The organism is Anoxybacillus sp. CHMUD (genome assembly GCF_013096965.1).
In the GTDB taxonomy this organism is placed as follows: Bacteria; Bacillota; Bacilli; order Bacillales; family Anoxybacillaceae; genus Anoxybacillus; species Anoxybacillus kestanbolensis_A.
The window spans coordinates 26269-53250 of sequence record NZ_SDLG01000014.1; the positions used below are offsets into that span (position 1 = coordinate 26269).

The following is a 26982-nucleotide window of genomic DNA, read 5'->3' on the forward strand; positions in this document are numbered from 1 at the left end:
AAATAACTAGGATTAAATACCGCCACCGTGCTCGTGAAACGAACGACGTTCCTCTGTGATCGTCTTTTTTAAGCTAATTGTTCCGAGTGTAGCAAAACAAACGCTAACAATGGCGATTGCTGTATAAATATCGCTATGAAGTAATAATTTAATTAAACTATATGAAACAGCTAAGGCGAAAATAGGGGAGACTACCCATACTTTCAGCACTTGAATAACAATTTGCTTTTGCCAAATCGAAAAACCATTTTTTGTTGTACCGATGCCAATAATGGCTGATGTCGTAATTTGTGTTAGTGGAACGGGGAGACCAAAAAGAGATGAAACGATAACGAGCGTTGCCCCGATGCCTGAAATAATGCACCCTTCTAGTTGAGAGAACGTCGTAATTTTTTTTCCATTCGTTTCTAACACGCGGCTGCCAAGCAAAAGCGCTCCGAGTGCAACGAACAATCCGCCAAAAATAATGCCATATTTGACAGATAATAAACCAGCTCCCACGAGAGGACCGACAGCGTTGGCAACGTTGTTCATTCCTGCTGAAAACGCTTCGAAAAATCCCGCAATAATAAGCAAAAAGCCGATCCATTTGTTTTGTTTCAATGTTTTTCCTTTTAGCCATTTACTAATAAAAAAAGCTAAAGAAAACGCAGCAAGAGGTGTAATAAGCCAAAATGATACGATCCATAGAAGTTTGCCGACGTACAAACTTTGGTACGCAATACCTGCGCCAACGACCGCCCCAACTGTAATTTCGCTTGTGGATAACGGAATGCCGAGCACGTTGGCGGCAAATAGCGAAATCGTTGCCGCTGCTAAAACGATGACGACAACGTCTGTTTTTAAAATGGATGTCGGAACGATGCCAGAACCGATCGTTTTGACGACTTCTCCTCCGCTTAAGCTGCCGAGAAAAATAGCAACAGCGCATATGAATAAAGCGATGCGCTTATTTGACAATGTGCCTGACCCATAAGCAGCACCCATCGTTGCGGCAGCACCGCTTCCCCCGATGTTCATCGCAAAGAAAAAAGCGATAATAAAAGCAACTGTAACCAACGCGTTTCCCCCTTTACGACTCGTGCAAGCCGCATTCTGTTTTTCCTAGCCCAGCCCACCGTCCAGAACGCAAATCTTCTTCCGTATAAGCAGGGGCTGTACATGGTGCACAACCGATGCTCGGATATCCACGATCATGAAGCGGGTTATAGGAAAGATTGTGGCGATGCACGTAGCGCCATACGTCTTTCCACGTCCAATGAATAAGCGGGCAAACTTTAATGTTTTGAAACTTTTTATCGAGATTGATAAATTCGACATGTTGCCGTGTTGGTGATTGCTCGCGGCGCAGTCCGGAAATCCATGCTTTTTTTCCTGTCATCGCTTGCCGAAGGGGAATAATTTTTCTTAGTTCACAGCATTTGTTTGGATCTCTTTTCCAAAGTTCTGCCCCGAATTGTTTCTCTTGTTCTGCAAGTGATAAAGACGGTGTTTGTAAATGAATACGCAGGCGAGGATACGCTTGCTTAACGCGTTCAATCGTTTCATACGTTTCAGAAAAATGTAAATGCGTATCGAGAAAAACAATTTCCGCATCGTCACGTACTTGCGAAATAAGGTCAATGAGCACAATCCCTTCAATACCGAAACTGCAAGCATACAAAAGATCATCACCATAATGATCGTACGCCCATGACAGCACATGTAGTGCCCCTTTTTCATTATTATCGATTGGAAAAGTCGGTTTTTGTTCAATATCCCACGTTTCATACGTGATCATATCGCATCTTCCTTTCGTACTTTCTCGCCCTTATGTTTGATTGTTTTAAATTTTAACACAATTCACTCGAATGTCAATCATAGTTTTTCTATCGGAATTTATTTTTTTAAAACGTCATGGCAAATGAAAAAAAACACGATTATACTGTTTGTATGGGAGATGTTGAAGGGAGTGGAGATGTTTGCGACTCATTTTATTGGAAGAATATGATGAGCGAACGATGGAATTGGCACGGCCCATTTATGACCGTCATCGTCGCGTATTATTAGCAGCTGGGAGAAAAATTCATCCAAAATATGTCGAACGGTTAAAACAAATGGATATTCGTTATGTATTTGTAGAAGATACGGTATCGGAAGGCATCACGTTGGAAGAGTTGCTCGATATGCCATCGTGGATGGATGCGATTGAAGTTGTTCAGCAAACGTTTGACGCTGTACGAAAGCGAGAAGAATTACCGATCCATTCGTTGTTTAAACTAGCGGTCAAGCTCGTTGATGAAGTGAAAAAAAGAAAGGTGTTAGCGGTCATTCCAGCGACATCGCTTGCGATGGAAGCGCAACCATACGCTCATGCCGTCAACGTTGCATTATTGTCATTGCAACTAGGGAAGAAGTTACATTTGAACGATTTACAGTTACGTGACGTAGTGATAGGAGCATTACTTCACGACATTGGAAAAGAAATAGAAGGAGAAGAACATCATACAGTGAAAGGATTTGAATATTTACGAAAAGAGCGGGAAGTGAGTTTATTATGCGCACATATGGCGTATCAACATCATGAGCATGCAGATGGTTCTGGTGCACCGCGCGGATTAAAAGAAACGAACATTCATTTGTACGCTCAAATATGTGCGATTGCGAATGAATATGAAAACTTAATTTCAACGGAATTTGTACCGCCGCACGAAGCGCTTGAAATTATTATGGCGCGAAGTAGTATTCGATATAGCCAGCAGCTCGTACGGTTGTTCGTTGATACGATTCCTGCTTATTTGCCGGGAACGACAGTGAAAATGAGCGACGGAAGAAACGCAATCGTGACAAAAATTGTTGAGCATATGCAACGTCCATATGTCCGATATATGGATACACATGAGGAAGTTTCGCTTGTTGATCATCCGTCGCTCCTCATTGTCGGACAGGCAATTTTATAGTTTTTTTCGCAAGTTTCCAAGCTCTTCAGCGATTGCCTGCATTTCGCTTGGACTAAATGTTTGCTTTTTCATCACCATATCGTATATATCTTTTAATTCATCGTATAGCTGTTCATCGAAATGGTCCGGTTTAATGGCATCAAAATTTAATACTTTTAACTTTTCTTTTATTTGTTCGATCATTTGTTCAACGGATAAATGCATCGTCGTCATCCTTTCCTGTATGCTTGCGTCTATTGTATCATTGTTTAAAGGTTCATTCTACTTTGTTTTAAGGAGTGAGAGGAAATGATTCATGTATTATTCGTTTGTTTAGGGAATATTTGTCGTTCGCCGATGGCAGAAGCTGTATTTCGTCACCTTGTAAAACAAGAAGGGCTCGATCATGTCATTTCTGTTGATTCGGCAGGAACGGGCAATTGGCATGTGGGGAAACCACCACATCACGGGACTCAGCGTATTTTAACGGAAAAACAAATTGACTTTACAGGGTTAAAAGCGCGTCAAATTTCAAAAGAAGATTTTCATACATTCGATTATATTATCGGAATGGATAGCGATAATATCGCTCATCTTCGTCGCCTTGTTGGCGATTCGTCGCACGCTGTGATTGCTCGTTTTATGGATTTTGTGCCAAACCGTCGCGTAGACGATGTCCCTGATCCGTACTTTACAGGAAATTTTGAAGAAGTGTACGAATTAGTCGAAGAAGGATGTAAACATATATTAGAGCGAATAAAACGAGATCATTCGTTGTAAGGGGGAGAAGACGATGGGAAAGGGGAAATGGATTGCATTAGCAGGGATAGCTTTGTTGCTAGCGAATAACAAAACAAGACAAGTCATTAAAGAAACGTGTCGTGAGTGGATGGATAGCGTAGAACAAGTAAAGGAGACTGTTCATCAAACGAGACAACATGTAGACGAGATGATGAATGATTTGCAGTTTATTATGAATAAACTAAGTGAAGTGAAAGAAACAACACCGCAAGTGATGGAGTGGATCGGAGAGTTAATTCGCAAACGCTCCACATAAGGAGCGAGGTGGTGAGGAAATGATTATTAGCTTTTCTGTTGTTCGTGAGCTAATCAAGCGGTTTAATGAAGATGAAATTTTTGATCTATCTGCAGAATTAGCATATTTCTTTTTGCTTTCCTTATTTCCGTTTTTACTGTTTTTGTTGACGTTTTTGTCGTATTTGCCGATTCCGCATGAAGATGTCATTGCCTTTTTCAGTCAATATGCTCCGAGCGAAACGGCACATTTAATCGAAACAAACGTAAAACAGCTTATGGAATCACAAAGCGGAAAATGGCTATCCTTTAGCGTCCTTGCGACCGTATGGGCGGCATCAAACGGCATGTCAGCCATTATTCGCGCTTTAAATCGTGCGTATGATGTGAAAGAAACGCGTTCCTTTTTCGTCGCACGTGGCGTTTCAATTTTGCTTACATTTGCGATGATTTTCGTCATTATTGTGGCACTCGTTTTTCCTGTATTCGGAAAAATGATCGGTACATTTCTTTTTTCAGCGTTTGGTCTTTCCGATGTGTTTTTACACGTATGGGAAACGATTCGTTGGTTTGTTAGCTTTGTCATTTTATTTTTTGTTTTTTCTGTGTTATACGTTTTTGCCCCAAGCAAATATGTCCGGTTTCGCGACGTATGGATAGGAGCGTTATTTGCGACTGTAGGTTGGATGGGCGTCTCACTTGCTTTTTCTACCTATGTAAACCAATTCGGTAACTATTCTGCGATGTATGGCAGCTTAGGCGGAATTATTGCGTTAATGGTTTGGTTTTATTTATCTGGCATGATGATTGTATTAGGTGGGGAGCTAAACGCTATTTTTTGTTGTAAACGAGAAGGAAATATGCGCATACGGTAGTTATTCCCTCTTATAAAAAAACGCGGTTAAACCATATTAAAAGTGAACGTGGATATGAAGGGGGACTATACGTGACGAAAAAAACGAAAAAAGACGGCGGAACAAAGCAAAAAGGAAAAAACCGCCCGAAACATAAAACAAGTAGCAGTGCGAATGGACAAAACGGATATCACTAAAAAGAAGAGGGATGCGGCACGCATCCCTCTTTATTCTGCGATTTCTTCGTAATGATAGTATGTTTGGTTGTAAATATGCTCAATTTCTGCATCAGTCATATAAACGAGTTGTTCTTGATTAAAGCCCCGTAATTTTGTAATAAACTCAATCATATTTTTTCTTTCTTCTCTGCTCATTATGATCGCTCTCCCTTCTGTTTTAAAACAGTTTATTTTGCTTAATTGTATTATATAACAGAGACTTAAAAAGCGTCAATGTTTTTTTCTTGTTTTTTCAAAAAATATTTTGAAAATTTCGTGAACGGGCGTTGGGCAAGTAATAAAAGAAACAGTAGCGAACTTACGCTAAAGAAAAATAGCCTTTCTTGCTGTTGTAATACAATGCCCCCAATCGTAGGTCCACATATGCTACCGATGCTATATAACATCCCGCATAAAATGTTGCCGACAGGAAGAAGTGATTTTGGCAACAAATCGGTCATATACGCCATGCCGAGCGAAAAAAGTGAACCGACAAACATACCAGCAATAAAAAAGCACATCGTTAGTAGTATAGGAGAAGAGAACGATTGCGCAATCATAAAACAAATGGCGCCGATGGTTAACGAAACAACAATGATCATTTTGCGTGAAAAGCGATCACTTAACGTTCCAAGCGGAAGTTGAAAAGCGATTCCGCCAAGCGCAAACGCGGGAAGCATCATCGCAACCGTCTCCACGTGTAAGCCGTTTCGTAACGCATACACGGGAAACATGCTATGGAGTGATGCTTCTAAAAAGCCGTAACCAAATGGCAACAACAAAGCTGGCCATGCTTGTTTCCACGCACGAAAAAAGCGCATGACCCCGATTTTCTCGGCTTCCGTCGCTTGTGGATACGTATGTGGTAGGAAAAATAATAACATCCATCCACATAAGCTAAGCAATGATGAAACAATGAACGGCAACGACTCATGTATGTGAACAAGCGGAACGAGAAGCGGCCCGATCATAAAGCCGACCCCAAACGACAAACCGTATAACGAAATGTTGCGACCTCGTCGGTGAGCGGGCGAAGCAGACGTAATCCATGTTTGAGAACCGAAATGAAGAATATGGTCGCCAATTCCGATTAACAAACGAAGCACAAACCAAAACGATAGTGATGATGAAATCGGAAACATCGCTAAAGAAGCAATAACGATCGCTCCACCGAGCATAATAAGACGTTTAAAGCCGTAGCGGCGAAGTGGGCGTTCTAAAAACGGAGAGACGATTAGGACGCCGATATACATCGCTGTCGCATGTATGCCGCTCAACGAAGAACGAATGCCGCTCTGTTCAAAGATGACAGAAATGAGCGGTAACAACAGTCCTTGGGAAAGCCCTGAAATCATGACGATGCTAACTAAGATGAAAAAATGACGTTGTTGCATAATGACCTCCTGTAATACGTTCACTATGTTCGATGTTAAAACGTTTCATGAAAAGAAGCAACAATGGTGGATTTTTTTTATGGAAAGGATAAATTGCTCACTTTTGAAAAAAATAACGATGAACGACGGAAAAAGAAAGGAGTTTACACCATGAAAAGATGGTTTGCTTTAAGCATGATACTCATTTTCGCATGTATGCCAACGATTAGTGAAGCAACTTTCAAACTTCCTTCATCGGTCATTGACATTTCAAAAGAAAATACGTATCCGAATCCGACACAAAATTTGCCGTATTTACAACCGAGCGAACTAGCGAAACAACTGCTTCAGTCGGCGAATGTAAAAATTGAAAATCCGGAATTAATTCGTCTCTTAAACGAATCGTCGATTTCAAGCACGCCATTTGCGATCGGTTACGAAGCGACGATTTATTTAGGGCAATGGCCGTTGAATTACGAATCGATAGAAACATCAACGAACTGGGAGTATCAAAAAGTGAATACAAACTTTATTGACAATCGTGGCGGAAAAACAGCGGTGCGATTAACGTATAGACAAGAAATACAAAAACAAGTGCGCGGAGGCCTAACGGCAAGCATACCGAACGAAGAAGATGTGAAAAAAATGATGCTTTTAACAGCGATGAAAAAAACAAATTTACCACTTTCTTTCAGCACATGGATCGGCATTGGGACGAAAAAGGAACAAGCGTATAACGTTCCGCCGAAAAAGTTAGGCTATTTATATGCCTATGCTCCTGCGGTAAACGAAAAGGGAAAAGTCACATATGGAGAAGTGTATATTGTTTTAAAAGGGAAGAAAAAGAGCATTGTCGTGAAAAACGTAACATCGCAAGGTATCGGTGCTTGGATTCCTGTGCAAGACCGTCTATCATTCGCATTTGTTGCTAGCGACGTACCACGATGACAAGAAAAAGCTTGTCGAGCGTTCGACAAGCTTTTTATCGTTCAATTTTTGCTTTTCGCGTCGTAAAATCAACGTCTGGGTAATAACGGTTTTTCACGAGCACGTTCGGTCCTAAACATTTCACCGCAGGGCAGTGGCAGTTCAACGATTTAGCTAAATGTGATGTCATCCATTTATTATAAGCAGAAAGAAGCGAGTCGGTTTGAATGTTTCCGAGCGTCGGTTCATCACCGAAATCAGTCACAATGATGTCACCTGTAAAGATGTTGACGTTTAACCGTGAACGTCCATCTGGATCGTTTCGTACTGTAACATTTTTACTTGCATATAAACGTTTTAAGAGAGCTAAATCTTCTTCGTTGTGACTACATGGATAAAATGGTAACGTACCGAATAACATCCAAACATTTTCATCTCGTATATCAAGCAAATGATGGATCGTTTCACGCAGTTCATCTAATGTTAATGTTTCTAGGCTACTAGCAAAGTCACTCGGATACATCGGATGCACTTCATGTCGTTTACAGCCCATGTCGTTTACAATTTGGCGATGGATCGTTGCTAAGTGTGGGCGCGTCCGTTTATTTAACATCGTTTCCGCGGATACGATGACGCCCGTTTTTGAAATGGCACGTGCATTTTCGATCATGCGTATAAAATAACGTTCACGCTGTGCGACGGTTGGCTTTTTCTCCATCATCGCAAAACCGCCTTCGACAAAATCATCGATCGTGCCCCAGTTATGCGAAATATGCAAAACATCTAAGTAAGGGATAATTTTTTCGTAACGTTCTAAATCGAGCGTTAAGTTCGAGTTGATTTGTGTGCGCACTCCCCGCTCATGTGCGTATTTTAACAGCGGCACGACGTATTGCTCGACAGACTTGAGCGAAAGCATTGGTTCACCGCCTGTAATGCTTAACGAGCGCAAGTGCGGAATTTCATCGAGACGGCGAAGAAGAAGATCAAGCGGCAACGCCTCAGGATCTTTCGTACGCAATGTGTAACCGACTGCACAATGCTCACAACGCATATTACAGAGCGTCGTTGTTGTAAACTCGATATTTGTCAACTGCATGCTGCCGTACTGTTCAACGTCCATATATGCTTCCCACGGATCAAACGTAGGAGTAATTGCTTGACGCAATAATGTTCCCATAATCAAGCTCCTTTTAATTAAAATAGACCTAACGATAATTATGCAAATGAAATGGAACGATTGTCAACGATGTTGCGATCGTGTACGATAAAGAAAAAGCGAGGTGACGATGTTGGGCAACGCAGTATCAGATCAAAATCTACAACTATCCTATTTAAAAACGCGCTTAAATATGTTTCTTGAAGTGCTCGAAGCGCTCGATCCAGAAACGGCCGAATTAGAAGATATTGACCGTCTTATTCAAATGATTGATGATTTAGAAATGAAATACGAGCGGTTTAAAAAAGATTGGGAAAAAAGTCGCTAAGCGGCTTTTTTTTGCGTTTAAAAAAGATGTATAATACAAGTGGAGAATTCGAAAAATTGTTACATATTGAACAAAGGGGGAGGGAATCGTGATGGAAAAGTTTCAAGAGAGTATGTACAAGCTAATCGTTGAAACGTCAACGAAATTGCCGAAAGATGTACGACGTGCCATTTTAAAAGCAAAGCTACGCGAAAACGCAGGAACGAGAGCTGCGATGTCACTTGCGACGATCGTGCAAAACATTCAAATGGCAGATGAAAATGTATCGCCGATTTGTCAAGATACCGGATTGCCGACATTTAAAATTAAAGTGCCTGTAGGAGTTAACCAAATTGAGATGAAAGAGGCGATTCGTCGAGCGATCGCTCAAGCAACGAAAGACGGAAAATTGCGTCCAAACTCCGTTGATTCGCTAACAGGCGAAAATAGCGGTGATAATTTAGGGATCGGGCTACCTGTCATCAAATTCGAGCAATGGGAAAAAGATTACATTGATGTTCGCTTAATTTTAAAAGGTGGCGGCTGTGAAAATAAAAACATTCAATATAGCTTACCGTGTGAGTTAGAAGGGCTCGGTCGTGCCGGTCGTGACTTAGATGGCATTCGTAAATGTATTTTACATGCGGTATATCAAGCACAAGGACAAGGCTGTAGCGCAGGATTCATTGGCGTTGGCATTGGCGGTGATCGTTCCTCTGGATACGACTTAGCAAAGGAACAGTTATTCCGTTCTGTTGACGATGTGAACCCGAACGAAGACTTGCGCAAATTAGAAGAATATATTATGGAAGCAGCCAATAAACTCGGCATCGGTACGATGGGATTTGGTGGGGAAACGACGTTGCTCGGCTGTAAAATCGGCGTGATGCATCGCATCCCTGCAAGCTTTTTCGTTTCCGTTGCGTATAACTGTTGGGCGTTTCGTCGCTTAGGCGTCATCATTGATCCGCATACGGGCGATATTCAAGAATGGCTTTATCAAGAGGGAGACGATGTTGACTTCCAACAAGAAGAAACGGAAGTTGTAGGCGAAGCGCGTGAAGTGGTGCTTGAAGCGCCAATTACAGAAGAACAAATTCGCTCATTAAAAGTCGGCGATGTCGTTCGCATTAACGGCATGATTTACACAGGACGAGATGCGATTCATAAACATTTAATGGATCATGATGCCCCTGTTGATTTAAACGGTCAAATCATTTATCACTGTGGGCCGGTGATGTTAAAAGATGAAAATGGAAAATGGCACGTGAAAGCAGCTGGTCCAACGACGAGCATTCGCGAAGAGCCTTATCAAGGGGAAATTATGAAAAAATTCGGCATTCGTGCTGTCATCGGAAAAGGTGGCATGGGGGCGAAAACGTTGGCGGCGTTAAAAGAACATGGGGGCGTGTACTTAAATGCTATTGGTGGTGCAGCGCAATATTATGCGGACTGTATCCAATCCGTTGAAGGCGTCGACTTTTTAGAATTTGGTATCCCAGAAGCGATGTGGCATTTGCGTGTAAAAGACTTTACCGCCGTCGTCACGATGGATTCGCACGGAAACAGCTTGCACGAAGATGTTGAAAAATCATCCCTTGAAAAATTAGCCCAGTTTAAAGAACGTGTATTTTAATGGAAATCCGTCTAGTGATGGGCTAGGCGGATTTTTTATATCTCTTTTTGCACAACCTATTATTGAAATGAATACGGAGGTGCAAGCAGTGAAAAAAACGATCATGTTGCTTTTTTTCTTTTTATGTTTTCCGCTTAGTCAAGTTGATGCGATGTCATGGGGGTTTAAGCGAAGTGAAAATCATCTTCCTCCTTCTGCTGGGAAACAGTTAGACGAACTACTCGCCAAATACGATGCTTTTTATTTAGGCGATCCGACGAAAAAACATATTTACTTAACGTTTGATAATGGATATGAAAATGGCTATACCGCGCAAATTTTAGACGTGCTTAAAGAAAAAAACGTTCCTGCGACGTTTTTTGTAACTGGTCATTATTTACAATCGGCCCCCGACTTAGTACAACGAATGGTGAATGAAGGACATATTGTCGGTAACCATTCATGGCATCATCCGGATTTAACGACAGTCAGCGATGAGAAGTTACGTGAGGAGCTAGAGATGGTCAGAAAGAAAACAGAACTGTTGACGGGTCAGAAGCATATGCGCTACATGCGTCCTCCACGCGGCATTTTTGATGAGCGCACGATGCGTATTGCGCGCGAACTTGGCTATTATCATGTCTTTTGGTCGTTAGCGTTCGTCGATTGGCACGTTCACGATCAAAAAGGTTGGTTGTATGCCTACAATAACGTCGTGAAACAAATTCATCCTGGTGCGATTATATTGCTGCATACAGTATCCAAAGACAATGCCGATGCGCTTGCGAAAATTATTGACGATTTACGAAAAGAAGGATATGTTTTTAAAAGCTTAGATGATTTGATCTTGCAAAAAATAAACGTCCCTACTTGGCTTTTTTCCCTTTGACGATGTGCAAAGGGATTTGTTTTGATACAATGGGAAAGGGGAGAGATGGTAATGATTCATTGTTTGGTCTGGGGCGTCCAAATGTATTCCCGAAAGGAGACGTCGGTTTGCAACGGGCGATTGAACGAACATTTCAGCTCGATCATCGCCCGACGATGAAAGAAATGGACGCATTTCAACGAATGTGGGAACCATATGCAAGCTATGCCGCTTTGTATTTGTGGAGAAGTATAGAATAGGGGAGAGAACGATGTTACAACAAGGACAGCAATTTCCATTAACGATTAAACGATTAGGCATTAACGGAGAAGGGGTCGGCTATTTTAAAAAACAAGTGGTGTTCGTTCCAGGAGCGCTTCCAGGAGAAGAAGTCGTCGTTCAAGCGACGAATGTGTACCCAACATATACAGAAGGAAAAATGGTGCGCATACGAAAACGCTCCCCTCATCGTGTTAAGCCGCCTTGTCCAGTATATGAACGGTGCGGTGGATGTCAACTGCAACATCTTGACTATCACGCGCAATTAGAGGCAAAACGCGATATCGTCATTCAAGCATTGGAACGCCATAGCCGATTAAATATAGAAGCACTTCATATTCGTCCGACGATCGGAATGGAAGACCCGTGGCATTATCGCAATAAAAGCCAATTTCAAGTCGGAGTGAAAAAAGGGCGTGTCATCGCTGGACTTTACAGCATGAACTCGCACGAGCTCGTTGACATTGACCGCTGCTTGATTCAACATGACGCGACTAATCGCGTCACAACGGTCGTGAAAGCGATTTTACAAGATTTGCGCATTCCGGTTTATCACGAACGAAAGAAAACAGGTGTTGTGCGCACGATTGTCGTCCGAGTCGGATTTTACACTGGCGATGTACAGCTTGTCATCGTGACAGCGACGAAAGAACTGCCGCGCAAACAGCTATTTGTAGCGGAAGTAAAACGTCGCCTGCCGGAAGTAAAATCGATCGCCCAAAACGTGAACGGTCAAAAAACGTCGCTTATTTTTGGCGATGAAACGATCGTTCTCGCAGGTGAACCGTACATTCAAGAAGTGCTCGGCGACTTATCTTTTGAGCTATCAGCTCGCGCCTTTTTCCAGCTTAATCCGATTCAAACGATCAAGCTATACGACGAAGTAAAAAAAGCAGCAGCACTAACGAAAAACGAACGCGTCGTCGACGCATATTGCGGCGTCGGCACAATCGGGCTTTGGCTCGCTCGCGAGGCAAAAGAAGTGCGCGGTATGGATACGATCCCCGAAGCGATTGACGATGCGCGCCAAAATGCCGAACGTCACGGCTTCACCAACGTCACTTATGCGGTTGGAAAAGCGGAAGTATTGTTGCCAACATGGGTGAAAGAAGGGTGGAAGCCAGACGTCATCGTTGTCGACCCTCCACGAACAGGCTGCGACAACGCTTTATTAAAAACGATGTTACAAGTGAAACCGAAAACAGTCGTGTACGTTTCTTGTAACCCATCCAGCCTCGCACGCGACATCGACACCCTTGCAAAGCACTATCACATCGAATACATTCAACCGTTCGACCTTTTTCCACACACGGCGCATGTCGAGAGTGTCGCGAAGCTGGTGAGGAAGTAATGAGTCAACTACCCCCACTTAGCTAACGCTTGAAGCGGGGGCTTGCAACTCCCCAGAAGTGCGAACGGACTTCGTCCTCCTTCCTTGACTTGGGGTTACATCAGGGGCAGGTTGACGACTACCCAACGACATAGGTCATGCCTATATCGCTACCGAGTGGCTCGGCATGTCTGTAGGCAGTACTTGACTTCCACGCACAACAGACGGATGTACGCTCGATGTTTTACGGTTGCAACGTTTCCTGCAACCAACTCCCTACATCGAGTAACGGGGATTGGAGTGCCTTGATTCAACGGTTTTCTCCACATTCTTATTCTATCATATACAAAAGAAAGGAGGAAGGGCGATTCCTCCCTGACTTTCGCTCTCGCTTAGAAGTCGGGGTCTCCTCGCCAAAGACGATGAAAACAGACATAGGCGAATACATAGTAGGTGGGTATTTAAAAGTCATCAAACAATGTGACTTTGTCGATTATAACGTTCGTATGCCAGGCGGCGGGCTAAAAGGATTGAGTGAACTCGATGTTGTCGGATTAGATTTTAAAACAAAAACAGCGTATTTATGTGAAGTGACGACACACATACGTGGGTTGCTTTATGGCAATAATCAAACGACCGTTGAAAAGATAAAGCAAAAACACGAAGTGCAAAAAGAATACGCCGAATTATTATTAAAAGACTTTCCTAATCGTATTTACATGTTTTGGTCACCTTATGTGCCAGAGGGATATATCACTACAGAGTTGGGAAAGATCGAGACGCTTCAATTAGTGATTAATAAAGATTATACTCACTGTATTGAAGAAATGAGAAAATTCGCAGCGAAAAATACAAATGACTTAGGGAATCCATTTTTAAGGGTGCTGCAAATTCTTGAGCATTTAAGATAAAGAAAAATTTGCTTTATTGGCAAACAGTGCCTGTCACTGTTCTCCTGGGCTATAACTTGTTATCGCATTTAAAACAGAAGGGGGGCTAATATAACTCTATTTTCTTATGTACAAAAAAACTTAGTATTGCAGTAGAAAACGATGGACGGCTTTTTTGATGTTTTTGTAAAATAGAGTACAAATATTTCGATGATGTATAAAATTTTGTGTAAAGCATTTTGCTAGAACAAAAGAAAAAAGGTAGGGTATTCTCTGATTGGACCAAAAATCTTAGAGAAAGGAGAACCCTACCTATGTCTAAAAGTGTACCGAATGTAGACTGGGCAAATCAACTGGAAAGTGTCGTTCGTCAGTTTGTGAAGGAAAAATTAGAGCTGACTATGCGGGAAGAAATCAAACATTTCCTCGAAATCGAACAGGCAGACACATCCAATATGAGAAACGGCTACTATCAACGAAATCTAGATACACAATATGGCCGGATTGAAGGGCTTTTGGTGCCAAGAGACCGAAACGGAGAATTTCAAACGCAGTTGTTTGCCCCTTATCAACGCCACACCGGCTGGCTGGAGGAAGCCTTTAAGGCAGTTTATCCGAAAGCCGATGTGCAGCGCTATGTCGTGCACAAAGTCCCCAACACCCTCAGCCGTGTTCGGAAAAAAGATCAATTGGAAGTGATAGAAGATCTCAAACTGATTGATCGTGCACCGAATAAGGAGATGGCGTTACAGATGTTTCAACAGTTTGAGTCGAAATGGTCCAGCAAGTATCGGAGAGAAGTTCAATCTTGGGCCAATGAGTTGGATGTCCTCCTTACATTTATGGATGATCCAAGCAGTATTCGAAGTGTGATTTACACGACGAATGCCATTGAACGAACGATCAAGGAGATTCGGAAACGTCTCAAGCCGATGAACAGTTTGAGTAGTTTAGAAGCAGCTGAAAAAGTCGTGTATTTGACGATCCAAGATTTTAATGAGAAATGGGCAGGGCGAAAGTTGCGAGGATTTGCCGAAGCACATGAAGCCCTTCAACGAATGTTTGAAGAACGTTACAATTAACCAAATAATGTAAATAAATGAGGTAAGGGGATTCTCCCTTTCCCCACAGGAGACTGAATATTCAGTCTCTTGTGGGGAAGAAACAGCCCCTCTCTATTCTAAATCCATTTCAGGGATGCCCTATCTATCTTACATTACAGAAAATTCTTGACGGTACCAAAAGGACTCACTTATGAAGAAAGTTATAATAATGTAATTGCTGCACCTATTGAGCAAGTTCTTAAAATTGCTAGAAAAATAGTGAATGAAAGAAGGAGGGGTTAAATGATTTTATATGAATATTTAAAAACCCCAAAAACGATTGAACAGCTTGTGACGATTGCGCATGAAAATGAGTTATATTGGAATCGGGAACAAATGGAGTTGTTTGTGCGCTTAGATCCAACTATTGTGCAAAATAAAGCAGGGCTGTGGACAGTAAAACAAGATGAACGTCAGCAAATCATTTTGGCAGCAATCGAGCGGGCGTTGCAAGGCCGCCCGCTAACAAAGATTGATCCCGATGTTTTCGCTCAGCTCCCTGCTGATATGATTGTGCCGCAACGTGAAATTATTGATGTTGCCATTAGCAGCGGCAAATACGAATCACCGCGGGAAAATTTACTTCGTGTCAAACGAAAATAGGAGGAGACAGCAACATGGAAACGACAATTCAACAAGTACAAGATCAATTAACAATGAAAGGATATGGCCAGTTCTCTGAACTTACTGTAAATGAAGAGGACGGAACAACGATTTTCACAGCAACAGGAGATGAGAAAGTCGTTTATGTAAAAATTTTTGAAAAAGATGCTGATTTATCATACGCTGTGCAACAATCGGCACTCATTGAAGCACAATATCATGAATCGGCTCCTGACTTTATTTGGGCCACGAACGGAGAGGTAAACTATTACGCTGACTGTATTGAATCTACGCCTATTGCGGAAATTCCATCTGTTGTCGATGTAACAAAAAAAGAAAAGAAAAAATTAACAAAGCAAGAACTTTGGTCGTTAGATATTTATTCAACTTTGCAAAAACGGTTTGATGATTTACACGAACGCCTTTACGGTCCTGCTGGTGCCGATAATATTAGCTCTACGAACGAGGCGATCGATGAAATAAGTAAATTATTGTTTATGGAAATTTTTCGCCTTTATCACCCTGACTACGTATTAAGAGAAGGAGAAAATGCTGGTTTAAAATTATATGACATTTTAAAGTATGAGTACATAAAGCAGCATGGAAAAGAAGCGGTAAAACAAATCAAAGCGGCATTTAAAGAAATAAAAAATCATGACGACTATGTAGCGATCAACGACAAAGGTGAAAAATGCTACATTTTTAACGAAGATGAGTATATCAAGTTGGAAAATCCAGCAAACTATGTTGCCGCGTTTGAAACATTCCAAGAGCTCGGTGAGTTCGAAGATGATAACGGAGTCGTTAAAAAGGCGACATTAAAAGATGTAACAGCTGATATTTTGGGGCGTCTATTCGACGTTTTAATCCGCGGTAAATACGATAGTAAAGTCGGTCAAGCGACGTATTTAACACCGCGTCAAGTAACTGAAGCAATGGTTGATATGGTGATGCACGATTTAACAACAAATCCAAAAGAAGCGGCTAAATTACTAGAAACGGATGAAAACGGAAATCCAACCTTTCGTGTACTTGACCCAACTTGCGGCTCTGGAGGATTTTTAATTAAAGCCTATGAAGCAATAAAAAGATACTTTACGAGAGAATTTGCAGGAATTCAAAAAGAAAAAATAAAAGAACATTTAGAAAAAATGAAAGAGCATAGCTTTGTTGGTGCCGATAAAACACGGAGTATGATTGTAAAAGCACGTTTGAATATGGCGATGCACGGATTGCCGAAAGCACCGATTTTCTGGGTAAGCGACTCGTTAATGACCGATTCATTGCAACCTGAAACATTTGATGTGATCATCACAAACCCGCCGTTTGGCTCCGGGTCTGTATCGAATAAAACAGAAGAAGGTAAAGCAATTCTAGAACGTTACACATCCGGAATTGACGAAGACGGAAAACCGATGAAAAAAGGTTTATGTCTTGGAGCAAAGCCAAATAATAAAGGTGTTTGGAAACAAGTCAATTCGACAGACCAAGCGGTATTATTCATTGACCGAAATTTAGAGTTATTAAAACCAGGTGGTTATTTGATTATGGTCCTTCCAGATGGAATTTTAAGTAACTCAAGCTATAAACATGTACGTGAATATTTAATGGGTAAGAAAAACGAAGTAACAGGCGAATTTGAAGGTGGCCGCGCGATTGTGAAAGCGGTTGTTTCATTACCGACAGTTACATTCCAATTATCTGGTACAGGTGCGAAAACGTCATTCCTCTATATTAAAAAGAAAGAACACGAAAACGAAAAACAAGGATCAGTATTTATGGCGGTTGCTGAAGAGATCGGGTTTGATGTGAAGAACAAAGTCGAAGTACAACTTGGAAATGATCGGAACGATTTATTAAAAATTGTTGAAGCGTATAAAAAAGGGATGTGACGCGATGTTAAAAGAAATTCGTTATAAAAATTGGAAAAGTTTTTCTGATGCGACATTATATATTGATCCGCTAACCATTTTAATTGGTACAAATGCAAGCGGAAAATCGAATGCGCTGGACGGTCTTGCTTTTTTAAATCGCGTGGTGCAAGGAAAAGACTTGCAAACGATCTTATCAGGAGACCCCGCCCTGCTTTTAGAAGCGAACATTCAAGCGATTCGAGGCGGTGTGGAATGGGCCGCTAAACGTCCTTTCACAACTTTTACATTAGAAGCTGTTATTGAATATAATGAGGAAATTGACTATCTCTACGGAATTGAAGTGAGTACAAAATCAGATGTAGAAATTGTTTCTGAGTCATTAATCAAAATAAACCGCAAAACAAATAAAACAACCAATATATTTACGGCTACAGCGGAGGAAGGTAGTCCAAGTATTGAAGCTGCTGTTTATAATGGGAAAGGTCGTCCGAAACATAAACAATTAAAACGTTCTGTTTCGGTCATTAGCCAATTAAAAAATCAAGAAACGCGCGAGGAAGTCAATGAAGCGATTCAGTTTGTTGTTCATACGTTAGAACATATTTTTATTCTTGATCCTGCTCCGTCTTTAATGCGTGACTATAAGCCTTTTTCGAATCGGCTGGCAAGCAATGCTTCCAACGTGGCCGGAGTGCTGGCCGCATTGCCGGAAGAAGAAAAAAACCATATTGAGTCGTTGCTTGCGAAATATGTTTCCCGCCTTCCTGAAGGAGATATACAGCGGGTATGGGCAGAGCCCGTCGGTCGCTTTCAGAAAGACGCGATGCTGTATTGTGAAGAACAATGGCCGGGGAGCAGCGAAAAATTAATCGTCGATGCACGCGGCATGTCAGATGGCACGCTTCGCTTTATTGGGATTTTAACTGCTTTGTTAACGCGCCCAAAAGGCAGCCTGATCGTAATTGAAGAAATTGATAACGGTCTTCATCCGTCTCGCGCTGAAATTTTGCTTGATATGTTGAATGAAATTGGTAGCGAGCGGCAAATTGATATTTTAATGACAACCCATAATCCGGCGTTGCTTGATGAGCTAGGACCGGAAATGATTCCATTTATTATCGTCGCCCATCGCTCAGCAGAAAATGGAGCAAGTGAACTGACGTTATTAGAAGATATTCAAGCACTGCCGAAGTTGCTTGCCGTCGGCTCGATCGGAAAGCTAGTAGCAGAAGGGGAAATTGAAGAAACGCTTACACAGCAAGGAAGTGTGAAGCGATGAAGCGAAAAATTCTCGTCATTGATACATCGATTTTATGTTGCTGGCTGCAAGTCCCTGGCAAAGAAACGTGCGGAGCGCAAGGAAACGTATGGGACTATAAACGTGTAAACGATTTGCTGACGGAAGAGGAACGTCAGGGAGCAACGTTCGTTCTTCCGCTGGCAACGATCATTGAAACAGGCAACCATATCGCCCAAGCGGCAAAAGATCGTTATGAATGCGCGCAAAAGCTCGTTCGCATTATTCAAAAAGCGTTAGATAAAAAGTTTCCTTGGGCGCAATTTTCTGAGCAGGCCAAATTGTGGACAGCCGCTGAATTGCATAAACTCATCAAGGAATGGCCAGATCAGGCGAACCAACGTTTATCGATTGGCGACGCCACGATCAAATCGGTTGCGGAATACTACGCCAAAATCAACGGATGGGAAGTTGAAATTCTGACTGGTGATGAAGGGTTAAAAGCATATGAACCGACTAAACCAACAAGAACGCCGAGGAGAAGGAAGAAATAATCTTTATGACGGTCGTTAAGGATTTTTGTTTTAAGGTTGAAGTACAACTTGTAAACGATAGAAACGATTTGCTACAAAATGTTGAGGTGTATAAAAAGGGGATGTGATTACTTCTATAAGAGTAAACTGAATTGTTAAATAGAATTTTTAAGAGATTAGCTTTAATAGTTAAGAAGGTGAAATGTGTATGAAAGCTGGTTGGGTTACAAATGATTTGCTAACTGATAGGTTCGATTGTGAGTTTTATGATTACGAAACTGTAAATATAGTTAGTAAACTAAGGAAGCTTCCTCATCGTAAATTAAAAGATTTTGTAGTAAATAAAAGGTCTGAACCTCCGATACACTCGTCAATGTATAGTACTAAAGAAAGAGGAGTTCCTATTATAAGATTTGTTAATTTTACAGATTTTGAATACGATATTTCAAATAATGTTATTTACCTTGATAAAGTGTACTTAGACCAACCAAGTATCAAAGAGTTTATTCTCAAACCAGAAACATTGGTATATGGTTTAGTAGGTGATGTAGGTCACGCATTTATTTCAGGTAAAAACGTGCCCCTATCTGTTACTTATAGAAGAGTTGCACAATTAGATTTAGAAGGGATAGATGTTTACTTTCTTTGTACTTTTATAAATACTAAATATGGAAAAAAACAATTTGATAGATTTACCACAGGTGTAAATCAAAGACAACTTCGGTTAGAAGATAGTATTGAAATAATTGTTCCTTACCCTTCCAAAGAAATCCAAACCTACATCGGCAACAAAGTGCGAAAAGCGGAAGAGTTACGGGAAGAAGCGAAGCGGTTGAAGGAAGAAGTATCAGTTATGTTTGATGAAATATTAAAATTCGAGCAGAAAAATATTGAAAGTAAAAGTTGGATAGTACCCGAACAAATTATGAGTGAACGTCTTGATATTAATTACTATAATCAAGATTATTTATTTGTTAGAAAATTTTTGGATGGTGAAAGTTTACAAGTAACTAGGTTAAGAGATTTAGTTAAAACTATTTATGGCGGATATCCTTTTTCAAGTGACGATTTTAGTTCAGATAATGGAATCCCTTTAATAAGAATTCGAGATATTAATCCAGATCTAATTAATACCGATGTGGATACTTACTTAGATAAAAACAAATTTATGGACAAAAGTATGTATTTATCTGATAGCGAAACTGTTGTAGTAGGTATGGACGGTAATTTTATAGCCGGTGCATTTATTGAAGAGATGCCTAAAGTATTTATCAATCAGAGAATTGGAATAATAAAAACTTACGATAAATTTATGGCCCATTATTTAGCTTTTTATATTAATCATTATTTAGGACAGGTACAACTCAATCGTGAGTCTGTCATAACAACAGTTGCTCATATAAGTCTCCGGGACATAGAAAATATACTTATTGTATTGCCAGATAATAAAACATTGGAAGAAATATCTACAAAACTTTATAAGGCATGTCATAATTTATATATGTCTAAAAAATTGATTGGTGAAGCCAAACAAGACGTCGAAGACCTTATCGAGGGCAAGTTCGATGAATCGAAAATTTCTGAAGGAGTGTAAGGACACTCCTTCTTTTCTAGGAGGTGAATGCGTTGGAGTTGAAAAGGTTACATAGTCATTTAGAGAGGCTGTATCACTATGGTGAAACGGCTTATGTCACTGAACTTGAGCCGTTTATTGCGAAAGGTCTCTTATATGTACGTGGGAAGAAGGCAGTGATCACGAACAATTGGATTGCGTTTGTGAAGCGGTTTCCGAATCAAACTGATTTTCTTCATACATTGCTTTGCTTTGATGAGTCGTATCAACAATACTTGTTGAAAACATCTTTGTTAACGGTATTAAAAATGCGTGAGGCAGAGGATATTGATGGAATTGTTGATTTCGTTCACAAAATGCCAAAGTTTGCAGGAGAAATCGTAAAAATATTAGATGAGTTGAAACATGGTGAGCGGTACGAAACGGAATCTTTAGAGCAACATGTAAAGGAAGTTGAGCCTCTTTTCCGTGAGCGCAATCATTTGATTTTTAACGGGGCACCGTATTATCAGCGCATTATTTACTATTTAACCCATATCCAACAGTATCAACAAGAAGCGGTTGAACAAGACGAACTGCTCGGCAAAAAAATTGATGAGCAATGGGTGAAAAGGCGAAAAATAGCTACTAACTTGCAGTTATCGCCGTTAAAAGATGCACCGCTTGCTGTATTAGCCCCGCATGAGCCAAATATTTCATTAAAGAATCCGTTATTCAAGCATATTTTCGCACATCCTTGGAACTTATTTATTTTCCTTTGCTGCGTTGTCCGCGAACAGACGGAGGCGCAAGGGATGACGACCATTCGGTTTCATGCGGTAAACGACGAAGTTGACGTTATTTTAATGTCGTCAAAAAAACAAGAATATCGGTACGGAACGATCAATGATTTCGTTTTAGAGTTTTGTAAAGTGAGCAACTATCAACTATTCCCAAGCGAAATCGCAGGTTTAGAAACAATATTCCATCATTTGCATGATCGCGGTTTTTTAACGATTGTCGATGAAGAATATCGCATTCCGAGCCATATTGAAGATGAGTTATACAATACAAGTTTGTTTATTTCGCTGATGGCAGGCAGTAAACAGCTCCGCCAACGAATCGAACAGTGGATTGATGAATTGAGGGACAGAGGATGAAGCAAATCAAACTATCGATTGAGCGATTTTGGATTGAGCCAGGGAATTTTGAGAGATGGTGTGAGTTGTTATCGCGCATTCCCGAAAAAACCGAGGCACGCTCAATCAAGGAAATCGCAAAATTATATTTAGGAAAAGATGTGGAAGAAAAAGATAAAAAGCTAGACCGTTCCAAAGAATTATTTGGACTACATGGTTATGAGTACTCGAAACATTCGCGGAGTTTTGAAATTAAAGGTGTCCATTTCCTAACAAGAGCAGCCGATGGATATTTGATTCGTACAGAGGAAGCAAATGAACTTGTAGCTGCGTACGAACAACAACACGGATGGGAATTGTTACTTGCAAAACAACTATTGCGATACTCGCCAAGAACGCGAGTCATCATGCATTTATTGTTGAATGATGGTTTTTTTGAAACAAACGGTCAATCACTCGAACAGCTAAGCAAGTGGACATTACGATTTGCCGATGATCTGTATCATCCGTTTTCAAGCAATCCAGATCTTAATGATATGAACTTTCTTCTTCATACTTTTAAAAATGAAGCATTAGGGAAAGATTGGCGTAACATTCTTGCTCAAGAAGAAATTGAATTAGATGAAGATTGGATGTTTGTTGGCTCAAGCGGTAAAGAGCCGGCGAAAACAAATATTTCTTCGTTTATGCGGGCACCGATGCAATTATTTGCCTATTTAGACTGGTTTATCGAAGCTGATGTCGGAATCATCATTTTAAATAAAGAAAAGGTGTTAGAACATATTGATTCACATTCTTTATTTTCATTTACGAACGTTCAGAGTATATCAGAAATCGAATGGTTAAAGAAAAAAGTGAACGAAGAGCAGGATGATCGCGGTTTTGTTGCGATTGAACCGTTACTTCGTAAGCTGATGGAGCGTTTTTATCCAACATGGGAGCAAGGGCTTGCGCGCTTTGTCGATTATTATATGACAAAAGGTATTCGTGAAGGTTTGTTTTATATTGCTGATTATGAATCAGGCCAGCCGAGACATGGAAGGGGTTATTTAGGTAAACGAGAATACCAATTATTAAAACTTGAATTTCAACGATAAAGGGGTTGAAAAGATGAGCAAATCTGTCTGGTTAAAAGATGGGGTCTCCACATTTCCGGTTCAACAGCCAATGGTCGGTCAGCGTGAATTTTATGATGCGTTTAAAGAGTATTTACAAGATTTAAAGTCAGCACCAATGGCGCGAGTTTTTACATTGATTGCTAAATGGGGAATTGGTAAATCGCGTATTGCTTATGAATTAGTGAGCGAAGCGCTTGGAATTGATAAAGGATGGACGATTCGTGACCAATCAGGTCAACTGCAAAAAGTCCGGTTATTAAAGCCGGATTTCGCTGACGGCATTTTACCTATTTATATCCGCTATGAGCAAATGCATGAGGATCTTCTTTATGGGGAAAACTGGGTCGGTTATGGAGCGTATGTAGCGTTAGCAAAATTAGCGGAACAACAACCTGCCCGCACGATTCAAGGTTCGATTGTGAAACATATTCAAGATCATTTTCTTCCGCTTGGTTTTTCACCGGCAAAATTGGCAGAGGCAATTGAGTTAGGACAACATGAAACCGATGATTTACTGCAGCAGCTTGATCAGCTTGATCAACTTGTGCAAAATGGTTTAGCTTACTTAAAATCGTTTGGCATCGAACATTTAATGGTGATTGTCGATGAAGTGGAATCCGAATACGAATTATTTATGGATGGGATTCAAGAACAAAGTGAAGAGCGGAAAAAGAAACTAGACGGTGATGCGGTTAAAGTGATCACATCAGCGATTAAACATGAAGATAGCCGCACTCGCCATCCAAATGTCTCTTTCTTGCTGCTTTGTTCTCCGGCCATCGGCGATCAAATTAAAGCGCTCGAGGCGCTTGCTCGTCGTTTAGATAAATTAGAAATCAATCAAAACCCCTATGCAGATATTAGCGATTATATCGCATCGTTACAACAAAGTGGGAAATTGCGTGAATATCCTGCTGGGCTTGTTGAAGCAGCTTACACGATTGCCGCGGGAAACTTTGGTTGGCTAAATGTAATTATGGCTCATTGTGATCAATATCTTGAGCAGCATCCAGACAAGGAAACAGGTGAAATTTTACAAGACTTAGCTTATTCAGTGCCGCGTTTTAAAGAAAGTTTAATCGACCATTCCCAGCTAGATTACATTGATACAAAGCCAGTGCATATTCCGTTTGTGAAAAAAGCATTATTACGGCAGCTGCCATATCCGAAAGATTATTATAGTGAGGAAGAACAACAAATTTTATTATCAGCGAAACATATTGAAGGCATACCATTATTTAAAGAGTTTGTCGCTTTGCCGCTTGCGAAAAATGATTTAGGTTTTTATCTTGTGCAAAACAAATATAAAGCTGAATCTGATCATTTATTCGTGAATGAAACGACGGGTGAATCATTTAGTTTAGAAGTCCTCTTGCGCAGTCTTGAAACGTTCTCAATTAATGCACCTAAAGGTTCTTTTATTGTCGGAAAAGAACGGGAAACGTTTTTAGCGCAAGTGCGCATGCTTTATCCGAAAGACGAAGTCGTTGAAGCAGCGGAGCTTTTATATACGTATCTTGAGCAACGAATGAAAACAGAGCAATTCGAAACATATATTGGTCCAAACTTTGCGTTCCTTGAGCGGTTAAATCGTCGCTATGCCGTCAAAACAGGTATTGCGAACTATTTATTAAATGAAGAAAAAGATCAACAGCTTCAACAACATTTAAACGAATTGGCGAAACAATATGATAAAGATGGAGAAATTCAACGTCTTCTTCTTGGTTTTGCAAGAGCCATTGAGCAAGACTATCCAGACGTGCAAACAATTCAAGTAAAAGGAAATAAATGTGGGCTCCGTATAAAAGTAACGAATCATCTATATTTAGGAGTTCATCCGAAAAAAAGTGTCGACATTATTTGGGCTAGCAAACTAGCTTCCTTGCACGATCTTGTTGACAGTAAATTACTAGATAGCGGAAATCACCCGATTATCATTTTAGCACTGACCGCTGATGCGGAAACAGAAATCGATGATATAAAACGAAAGTATGAGCGGCTCGGCCGTTGCTTACTCTTTTTCCAAGTGACGAATTCGCAGAAGAAAGTATTAGAAGCGTTATCGGTTGAGCGTGAGATGATGGATATCCGCAAGTCAGCCCATCAATTAACGCAGCCATTCCGCGCAAAAATTCGTGCGATTACAGATGAAATTACAAGAATCGCACGAGCTTGGTTTGAACGAATCGATAAAGAAGGATATATATTGCGCCCAATTGTTTTTACAAAATCAGAAGAAGACTATCTTCCGGTATTAGCGGAAGGATATGCGAAAATGATTATTCACGATGCAACAATTGCCGAACTAGGGGCAAAGCAAGGCGTAAAATTTATAGACAGCGAAGATTTTACTCGCTTTCAACATGCTTTAAAAGCGACGAAAGTTCCGGCTAAATTAGATAAGGACGGTTATCGAGGTACGGGCTTATTTATTCAAAATCACGAAAATGATCAATATGAAGTGCAAATTCCAAGTACGTTTGCCTCTTTAATGTCGTTTATTGGCCATCGTCGTGTAACATATAAAGAGATTGAAGATGCGTTTTTCTTTAGCTCTGTGGATGCCATTAAACCGCCAAAAATCGTTGAACAATGGATGACGTTCTTGCAAGCGTTAAAAGTCGTACGAATCGACAACAATGCTCATGTTGAAAATGTCACGTCACATACGTTAGAAGCAAAGCGGGATAAAATTAAACAGTGGTATGAGAAAGAATATGATAAACTCGTCGACGAGTTTAAAGAAACGTTTGACCAAGCCCGCATCGAGCTATTGAAGCGATATAAGCGCCACGGAGACTTAGAGAAAATTGACGAAGCTTTACGTAACATCGATTTAAAACTATTGCAAGTTCATACAAACAACCATCTCGCTATTTGGAAAGAGCAATTAAGTTATTTGCAACAATTTCATGATGAATGTAATTTCATCTTTGATGAAGAAAAATGGAATACGCTTCAACCAAACGAGCGTAACTTTGCGAACCTCACCTTTGATCGGAACGATATGCCAATTTGGCAAAAGCTGAAGCTTGTGCAACAGTTCCATGAGTATGTATCAACGATTCAAAAGGATATTCTCGCAAAAATACAAGAAAAAGTAGAGGAAATGAAAAGCACAAACGAGTATAAAGGTTACTATATACCAATTTCACCGTTTACGTATGTACTTGAATTATATAAAAACGAAATTGAAAATGCGATGAACCACGTGAAATCTTCACAGCTGCGAACAATGGTATCCAATAAAGAAACACTTGCGCATCATTTATCGTTAGGGAATTATAAAGAAGCGATCGACCGTTTGAACATCATTATTTCCCAAATCGGCTTAAAGAAAGTCGATCATACAAAGGTTGAGTGGAAAGAAAGAAGCGGTATCGTCGGCCGTTATTACGATTTGAAAGATAAATTTGTGCAAATGGTAGACCTTTTTGTAGAATCGAAACCGAAAGTCGAGAAATGGATTGCTTATTATGAAGAAAATAGTGATGCTGATGTGAAACGTGAGGTAGGGATTATTGAGCTTTCTACACTATTTGACAAGTTAACCGTATTTTTAGAATCTGGTTTCGAAGAAGCGGTTGACGATATTTGTACCGCAAAGAAAGAAAATGCGATGACACTTATTGATGAAACGGAAAAGTTGTTGCAAGAACGAAAAAACGATATGACGGATTTAATTGCCCAAGTAACAAAAGTGGAAAATACGACAAAGAAAAAGCGAAATCAATATTTCGATGAGTTATTAATTGATGCGGTGAACCGCCTGTTCCGTCTGCAGCATCAACCGCTATATCAAGCAGACTTAAGTGCACCGATTCAAGAAGCAACTTATAAAGAAACAATAGATAAAGTACAGATGGAAATGAAACAATTAGAAACATATGCCCATCAGTTTTTTGCGGAACATGCCAAATTTGTGCAATTTGAGTTTTATAAAGAAGTGGTTGACCGCAAAGGAGAGTTAGACTGGACTAATTACCAAAAAGAAAAAGAAGAGCTTGAGCAAATCGGATTGATTCGGACAAAAGTGGAGGTTCTCTAATA

25 protein-coding genes and 1 pseudogene are annotated in these 26982 nt (G+C 40.5%); 20 read left to right on the top strand and 6 right to left on the bottom strand.

Features of this window, described 5'->3' with window-relative positions:
- Nucleotides 1-12: 12 nt before the first annotated feature.
- Both ETB99_RS10135 and ETB99_RS10140 read right to left on the bottom strand, forming a co-directional pair.
- Nucleotides 13-1059 carry a sulfate permease gene (locus tag ETB99_RS10135; RefSeq protein WP_129000894.1) on the bottom strand — a complete coding sequence of 349 codons (1047 nt, stop codon included), beginning with the start codon at nucleotides 1057-1059 and terminating at the stop codon, nucleotides 13-15.
- A 13-nt stretch (nucleotides 1060-1072) separates the two neighbouring features.
- Nucleotides 1073-1780 (bottom strand): phosphoadenylyl-sulfate reductase, encoded by a 708-nt coding sequence (locus ETB99_RS10140; protein WP_006321999.1) that lies wholly within the window; start codon nucleotides 1778-1780, stop codon nucleotides 1073-1075.
- 181 nt (nucleotides 1781-1961) lie between these two features.
- Between ETB99_RS10140 and ETB99_RS10145 the strand changes: the two genes are divergently transcribed.
- The gene (locus ETB99_RS10145; RefSeq protein ID WP_077429719.1) at nucleotides 1962-2939 is read left to right on the top strand and encodes an HD-GYP domain-containing protein; all 978 of its coding nucleotides are present in this window, start codon (nucleotides 1962-1964) and stop codon (nucleotides 2937-2939) included.
- Here the strand turns inward: ETB99_RS10145 and ETB99_RS10150 are convergent.
- Nucleotides 2934-3152, bottom strand: a complete 219-nt coding sequence (locus ETB99_RS10150) for a DUF1128 domain-containing protein (protein WP_004888858.1) — start codon at nucleotides 3150-3152, stop codon at nucleotides 2934-2936. The two genes, ETB99_RS10145 and ETB99_RS10150, sit on opposite strands and share 6 nt — an antisense overlap.
- A gap of 75 nt (nucleotides 3153-3227) precedes the next feature.
- Between ETB99_RS10150 and ETB99_RS10155 the strand changes: the two genes are divergently transcribed.
- The 3 genes from ETB99_RS10155 to ETB99_RS10165 are packed head-to-tail and all read left to right on the top strand — an operon-like array spanning nucleotide 3228 to nucleotide 4828.
- Nucleotides 3228-3698, top strand: a complete 471-nt coding sequence (locus ETB99_RS10155) for a low molecular weight protein-tyrosine-phosphatase (RefSeq protein WP_006322008.1) — start codon at nucleotides 3228-3230, stop codon at nucleotides 3696-3698.
- 13 nt (nucleotides 3699-3711) lie between these two features.
- On the top strand, nucleotides 3712-3975 hold the full coding sequence (locus tag ETB99_RS10160) for a glycine/betaine ABC transporter substrate-binding protein (protein WP_077429720.1): 264 nt from the start codon (nucleotides 3712-3714) through the stop codon (nucleotides 3973-3975).
- Between the two features lie 19 nt (nucleotides 3976-3994).
- Nucleotides 3995-4828: a YihY/virulence factor BrkB family protein gene (locus tag ETB99_RS10165; protein WP_006322010.1), complete on the top strand. Its 834-nt coding sequence runs from the start codon at nucleotides 3995-3997 to the stop codon at nucleotides 4826-4828.
- A 206-nt stretch (nucleotides 4829-5034) separates the two neighbouring features.
- Here the strand turns inward: ETB99_RS10165 and ETB99_RS10170 are convergent, their stop codons facing one another.
- Both ETB99_RS10170 and ETB99_RS10175 read right to left on the bottom strand, forming a co-directional pair.
- Entirely contained in the window at nucleotides 5035-5181 is a 147-nt protein-coding gene (locus ETB99_RS10170; protein ID WP_003398616.1) for a BH0509 family protein, read from the bottom strand.
- A gap of 65 nt (nucleotides 5182-5246) precedes the next feature.
- Entirely contained in the window at nucleotides 5247-6419 is a 1173-nt protein-coding gene (locus ETB99_RS10175; protein WP_171700530.1) for an MFS transporter, read from the bottom strand.
- Nucleotides 6420-6593: 174 nt separating this feature from the next.
- Between ETB99_RS10175 and ETB99_RS10180 the strand changes: the two genes are divergently transcribed.
- Nucleotides 6594-7346: a YfkD famly protein gene (locus ETB99_RS10180; protein WP_375153717.1), complete on the top strand. Its 753-nt coding sequence runs from the start codon at nucleotides 6594-6596 to the stop codon at nucleotides 7344-7346.
- Between the two features lie 34 nt (nucleotides 7347-7380).
- Here the strand turns inward: ETB99_RS10180 and yfkAB are convergent, their stop codons facing one another.
- Nucleotides 7381-8505: a radical SAM/CxCxxxxC motif protein YfkAB gene (yfkAB, locus tag ETB99_RS10185; RefSeq protein ID WP_171700532.1), complete on the bottom strand. Its 1125-nt coding sequence runs from the start codon at nucleotides 8503-8505 to the stop codon at nucleotides 7381-7383.
- Between the two features lie 112 nt (nucleotides 8506-8617).
- On the opposite strand from yfkAB, the gene ETB99_RS10190 reads away from it, so the two are divergent.
- The 15 genes and pseudogenes from ETB99_RS10190 to ETB99_RS10260 all read left to right on the top strand — a co-directional run bounded on the left by ETB99_RS10190 (nucleotide 8618) and on the right by ETB99_RS10260 (nucleotide 26980).
- Nucleotides 8618-8812 (top strand): SE1561 family protein, encoded by a 195-nt coding sequence (locus ETB99_RS10190; RefSeq protein WP_035020549.1) that lies wholly within the window; start codon nucleotides 8618-8620, stop codon nucleotides 8810-8812.
- Between the two features lie 91 nt (nucleotides 8813-8903).
- Nucleotides 8904-10427 carry a fumarate hydratase gene (locus ETB99_RS10195; RefSeq protein ID WP_171700533.1) on the top strand — a complete coding sequence of 508 codons (1524 nt, stop codon included), beginning with the start codon at nucleotides 8904-8906 and terminating at the stop codon, nucleotides 10425-10427.
- A gap of 103 nt (nucleotides 10428-10530) precedes the next feature.
- On the top strand, nucleotides 10531-11295 hold the full coding sequence (gene pdaA / locus ETB99_RS10200) for a delta-lactam-biosynthetic de-N-acetylase (RefSeq protein WP_253263614.1): 765 nt from the start codon (nucleotides 10531-10533) through the stop codon (nucleotides 11293-11295).
- A gap of 50 nt (nucleotides 11296-11345) precedes the next feature.
- Nucleotides 11346-11534: pseudogene (locus tag ETB99_RS10205) on the top strand (DNA-3-methyladenine glycosylase 2 family protein); the annotation flags it as partial.
- 11 nt (nucleotides 11535-11545) lie between these two features.
- Nucleotides 11546-12904 carry a 23S rRNA (uracil(1939)-C(5))-methyltransferase RlmD gene (rlmD, locus tag ETB99_RS10210; RefSeq protein WP_171700534.1) on the top strand — a complete coding sequence of 453 codons (1359 nt, stop codon included), beginning with the start codon at nucleotides 11546-11548 and terminating at the stop codon, nucleotides 12902-12904.
- Nucleotides 12905-13305: 401 nt separating this feature from the next.
- Complete coding sequence (locus ETB99_RS10215) at nucleotides 13306-13794, top strand: hypothetical protein (protein ID WP_163151121.1); 489 nt, start codon at nucleotides 13306-13308, stop codon at nucleotides 13792-13794.
- A 293-nt stretch (nucleotides 13795-14087) separates the two neighbouring features.
- Nucleotides 14088-14855 (top strand): transposase, encoded by a 768-nt coding sequence (locus ETB99_RS10220; RefSeq protein ID WP_171700535.1) that lies wholly within the window; start codon nucleotides 14088-14090, stop codon nucleotides 14853-14855.
- A gap of 264 nt (nucleotides 14856-15119) precedes the next feature.
- Nucleotides 15120-15479 carry a hypothetical protein gene (locus ETB99_RS10225; RefSeq protein ID WP_171700536.1) on the top strand — a complete coding sequence of 120 codons (360 nt, stop codon included), beginning with the start codon at nucleotides 15120-15122 and terminating at the stop codon, nucleotides 15477-15479.
- A gap of 14 nt (nucleotides 15480-15493) precedes the next feature.
- Nucleotides 15494-17371 carry an HsdM family class I SAM-dependent methyltransferase gene (locus tag ETB99_RS10230; RefSeq protein ID WP_216366154.1) on the top strand — a complete coding sequence of 626 codons (1878 nt, stop codon included), beginning with the start codon at nucleotides 15494-15496 and terminating at the stop codon, nucleotides 17369-17371.
- A gap of 4 nt (nucleotides 17372-17375) precedes the next feature.
- Nucleotides 17376-18632, top strand: a complete 1257-nt coding sequence (locus tag ETB99_RS10235; RefSeq protein WP_171700537.1) for an AAA family ATPase — start codon at nucleotides 17376-17378, stop codon at nucleotides 18630-18632.
- Nucleotides 18629-19144, top strand: a complete 516-nt coding sequence (locus tag ETB99_RS10240) for a hypothetical protein (RefSeq protein ID WP_171700538.1) — start codon at nucleotides 18629-18631, stop codon at nucleotides 19142-19144. The genes ETB99_RS10235 and ETB99_RS10240 overlap by 4 nt, the downstream gene beginning before the upstream one ends.
- A 187-nt stretch (nucleotides 19145-19331) precedes the next feature.
- Nucleotides 19332-20717, top strand: a complete 1386-nt coding sequence (locus tag ETB99_RS10245; protein ID WP_171700539.1) for a restriction endonuclease subunit S — start codon at nucleotides 19332-19334, stop codon at nucleotides 20715-20717.
- A 32-nt stretch (nucleotides 20718-20749) separates the two neighbouring features.
- Nucleotides 20750-21835 (top strand): hypothetical protein, encoded by a 1086-nt coding sequence (locus ETB99_RS10250; protein ID WP_171700540.1) that lies wholly within the window; start codon nucleotides 20750-20752, stop codon nucleotides 21833-21835.
- Nucleotides 21832-22911 (top strand): hypothetical protein, encoded by a 1080-nt coding sequence (locus ETB99_RS10255; RefSeq protein ID WP_171700541.1) that lies wholly within the window; start codon nucleotides 21832-21834, stop codon nucleotides 22909-22911. Before ETB99_RS10250 ends, ETB99_RS10255 begins: the two co-directional genes overlap by 4 nt.
- Nucleotides 22912-22924: 13 nt before the next feature.
- The gene (locus tag ETB99_RS10260) at nucleotides 22925-26980 is read left to right on the top strand and encodes a hypothetical protein (protein WP_171700542.1); all 4056 of its coding nucleotides are present in this window, start codon (nucleotides 22925-22927) and stop codon (nucleotides 26978-26980) included.
- The last annotated feature ends 2 nt before the right edge of the window (nucleotides 26981-26982 follow it).

Bases quoted from the DNA above. Each gene is read 5' to 3' on its own strand.
- ETB99_RS10180 (WP_375153717.1), top strand. From the start codon at position 6,594: ATGATACTCATTTTCGCATGTATGCCAACGATTAGTGAAGCAACTTTC.
- ETB99_RS10260 (WP_171700542.1), top strand. From the start codon at position 22,925: ATGAGCAAATCTGTCTGGTTAAAAGATGGGGTCTCCACATTTCCGGTT.
- ETB99_RS10245 (WP_171700539.1), top strand. From the start codon at position 19,332: ATGAAAGCTGGTTGGGTTACAAATGATTTGCTAACTGATAGGTTCGAT.
- ETB99_RS10150 (WP_004888858.1), bottom strand. From the start codon at position 3,152: ATGACGACGATGCATTTATCCGTTGAACAAATGATCGAACAAATAAAA.
- pdaA (WP_253263614.1), top strand. From the start codon at position 10,531: ATGTTGCTTTTTTTCTTTTTATGTTTTCCGCTTAGTCAAGTTGATGCG.
- ETB99_RS10160 (WP_077429720.1), top strand. From the start codon at position 3,712: ATGGGAAAGGGGAAATGGATTGCATTAGCAGGGATAGCTTTGTTGCTA.
- yfkAB (WP_171700532.1), bottom strand. From the start codon at position 8,505: ATGGGAACATTATTGCGTCAAGCAATTACTCCTACGTTTGATCCGTGG.
- ETB99_RS10175 (WP_171700530.1), bottom strand. From the start codon at position 6,419: ATGCAACAACGTCATTTTTTCATCTTAGTTAGCATCGTCATGATTTCA.
- ETB99_RS10140 (WP_006321999.1), bottom strand. From the start codon at position 1,780: ATGATCACGTATGAAACGTGGGATATTGAACAAAAACCGACTTTTCCA.
- ETB99_RS10195 (WP_171700533.1), top strand. From the start codon at position 8,904: ATGGAAAAGTTTCAAGAGAGTATGTACAAGCTAATCGTTGAAACGTCA.
- ETB99_RS10225 (WP_171700536.1), top strand. From the start codon at position 15,120: ATGATTTTATATGAATATTTAAAAACCCCAAAAACGATTGAACAGCTT.
- ETB99_RS10240 (WP_171700538.1), top strand. From the start codon at position 18,629: ATGAAGCGAAAAATTCTCGTCATTGATACATCGATTTTATGTTGCTGG.
- rlmD (WP_171700534.1), top strand. From the start codon at position 11,546: ATGTTACAACAAGGACAGCAATTTCCATTAACGATTAAACGATTAGGC.
- ETB99_RS10155 (WP_006322008.1), top strand. From the start codon at position 3,228: ATGATTCATGTATTATTCGTTTGTTTAGGGAATATTTGTCGTTCGCCG.
- ETB99_RS10220 (WP_171700535.1), top strand. From the start codon at position 14,088: ATGTCTAAAAGTGTACCGAATGTAGACTGGGCAAATCAACTGGAAAGT.
- ETB99_RS10255 (WP_171700541.1), top strand. From the start codon at position 21,832: ATGAAGCAAATCAAACTATCGATTGAGCGATTTTGGATTGAGCCAGGG.
- ETB99_RS10165 (WP_006322010.1), top strand. From the start codon at position 3,995: ATGATTATTAGCTTTTCTGTTGTTCGTGAGCTAATCAAGCGGTTTAAT.
- ETB99_RS10230 (WP_216366154.1), top strand. From the start codon at position 15,494: ATGGAAACGACAATTCAACAAGTACAAGATCAATTAACAATGAAAGGA.
- ETB99_RS10215 (WP_163151121.1), top strand. From the start codon at position 13,306: ATGAAAACAGACATAGGCGAATACATAGTAGGTGGGTATTTAAAAGTC.
- ETB99_RS10235 (WP_171700537.1), top strand. From the start codon at position 17,376: ATGTTAAAAGAAATTCGTTATAAAAATTGGAAAAGTTTTTCTGATGCG.
- ETB99_RS10170 (WP_003398616.1), bottom strand. From the start codon at position 5,181: ATGAGCAGAGAAGAAAGAAAAAATATGATTGAGTTTATTACAAAATTA.